This is a genomic window from Microvirga sesbaniae (genome assembly GCF_025460805.1).
GTDB lineage: Bacteria > Pseudomonadota > Alphaproteobacteria > Rhizobiales > Beijerinckiaceae > Microvirga > Microvirga sesbaniae.
In genome coordinates this window covers 1-2,305 of record NZ_JAMXFJ010000098.1, presented here as the reverse complement: position 1 = coordinate 2,305, position 2,305 = coordinate 1, and the positions used below count along the sequence as shown (strand labels likewise).

The following is a 2,305-nucleotide window of genomic DNA, read 5'->3' as shown; positions in this document are numbered from 1 at the left end:
ACGTGGCCGGGGTTCCGGTAGATGTGCGGAACGTCGGCCTGGAAAATGATCGAATCGTCCGCGTGAATACTGTAAACGGAGCCGTTGACCTCGATCTCTACATCGCCGACCACGACGGTCAGGTTCTCGATGGTGCCCGCCGCATGCGCAACGGCGTCCTCCTGTGACTGCGCGGCGAGGGTGAGCTTATAGAACTCGACCCGCCGCTCCGCTTCGAACGGAAACAACGCCCTTGAGGTGAAGCTCCCATCCGCTGACGTCAGGATTTTCGCACTCTTCGAACGCATGACAACCGTGCCGCTGCCAGTACTCGGGCTTGTCAGCGCCGAAAACGGGACGTTGAGCGCCCGCGCCACCTTCCACAACAGCGAAATCGTCGGAACGCTCCGCCCCAGCTCAATCTGGCTCAACATGGCGCGGCTGACGCCAGCGAGACTTGCAAGGCGCTCCAGGGAGTGACCACGGGAGCGGCGCAGCCGCTTGAGGTTGCTGCTGACGATCTCGGCAAGTTCGTGAGCCTCAGTCTCAAAATCGCCTTCAGCTTCATGTGGGATACCGGCGAGATGATCCTTAGGCATATCTCTCACGGCGCCCCTCGTCTTACCGGTGCATGGGCCAAGCATTCCCGACCCAGACGGGCACGAAGAACCATACCGCAACCCAGGTCCCAGGCACAACGGCGGGCATCGGCGCTAGGAGCTGCGTCACCCCGTGGCGTTGGCGCCTCACTTCGTTGAGATCAATGATTTCTGCCGTCGCGGCCATAATCCTTGCCCAGAGTTCATCAAACAGAACGTAAGGTACTTTATAAAGAACAAACTGTCAATATAACGGAACCTTGGCAGTTTCTGCAGACGCATCCTATTGTGGTAGCTACGATTTCGGCCCCAAGGCAGAGTTCCAACTGATGTTCTGAAAAACGAACATTTTGGCGGGATCCGGAATTTGAGTCGAGGTCAAATTCGGTCCATTACATGAGCTACGACCCGCGCAGGATCGGTGGCGGTTGATGGCTTGTGACGGGTGGCAGAGAGCCATCGTAAATCTGGACCTCGACAAGGCAGGAATGCGCACTCGGTCCTTGGGCGAGCGCGGATGTGCCACGGTCGGGCGTCAGAACATTGGGATTGCCATGTTTATCCAGCGAACCAGGCGTACCCGGCTCCAGGGGATCAAACCACGCTCCTGTGGACAACTGGACGACGCCTGGACGCACCTCGTCCGAAACGCACACGCCTGCCAGGCAAGCGCCACGATCATTGAAGACACGTACGATGTCGCCCTCTGAAAGCCCGCGACGTCCCGCATCCTGTGGGTTCATGCGGATCGGCTCGCGCCCATTGATCTTGGCAATTCGGGCATGACTGCCATGGTCATACTGGCTGTGCAGCTTGGTGACCGGCTGGTTCGAGATCAGATGAAGCGGGAAGCGATCTGCGGCAGGCGCCCCGAGCCATTCCTGTGGCTGTAACCACGCAGCATGGCCTGGGCAATCCACATAGCCGAAGCTTGCGATCCGCTCCGAGTACAGCTCGATCAATCCCGACGGGGTCGCAAGCGGGAACTGTGCCGGATCGGCGCGGAAGTCGGCGAGGAGCGGCTTGACCGCGACGGGTTCCGGCAACAGGGTGACACCTTCGCGCCAGAAGGCATCGAAATCGGGAACCTCCATATCCGCAGCGGCAATGCGTTGGCGTGCCAACCCATAAAGATGCCGGAGCCAACTCTCCTCAATGCGCCCCTCCGTAAAGGCCTCTTCAGCCCCAAGCCGTGAGGCCAGTGCGGAAAAGATCGCGAAGTCGTCGCGAGCCTCCCCGGCCGGTTCCGTCAGTCGATGCGAGGCCGCAAGCATCCGGTCGCGATTGGCGCAGACGATATCATTCCGTTCCAGCTGCGTGGTGACCGGAAGAACGATGTCGGCATGGCGTGCAGTCGCCGTCCACCACGGCTCGTGGACGATAATCGTCTCGGGACGCTTCCAGGCCAGAACGAGCCGGTTCAGGTCCTGATGATGGTGAAACGGGTTGCCGCCGGCCCAATAGACGAGCCTGATATCGGGATAGACGCGCCGTGCGCCGTTGAAGTCAAAGCTCTCGCCTGGACTCAGCAGCATGTCGGCAATCCGGGCCACGGGGATGAAGTCATCCACCGCGTTCGTGCCCTGCGGGAGCGAGGGCCATGGAAGCTCGTGGTCGGCGTTCCCAACTCCATTGACCGAACCATACCCGAACCCAAACCCGCCCCCAGGGAGCCCGATCTGGCCCAGCATGGCAGCCAGGGTGATGGCCATCCAATAGGGTTGCTC

2 protein-coding genes are annotated in these 2,305 nt (G+C 60.5%); both read right to left on the bottom strand.

The features are described from left to right. Positions 1-578 (bottom strand): helix-turn-helix domain-containing protein (locus tag OCW50_RS32880; RefSeq protein WP_262300385.1); only part of this gene is annotated, 578 nt, incomplete at its 3' end. A gap of 401 nt (positions 579-979) precedes the next feature. Further along, positions 980-2,305: molybdopterin dinucleotide binding domain-containing protein (locus tag OCW50_RS32875; RefSeq protein WP_262300384.1), on the bottom strand; the 1,326-nt coding region annotated here is incomplete at its 5' end.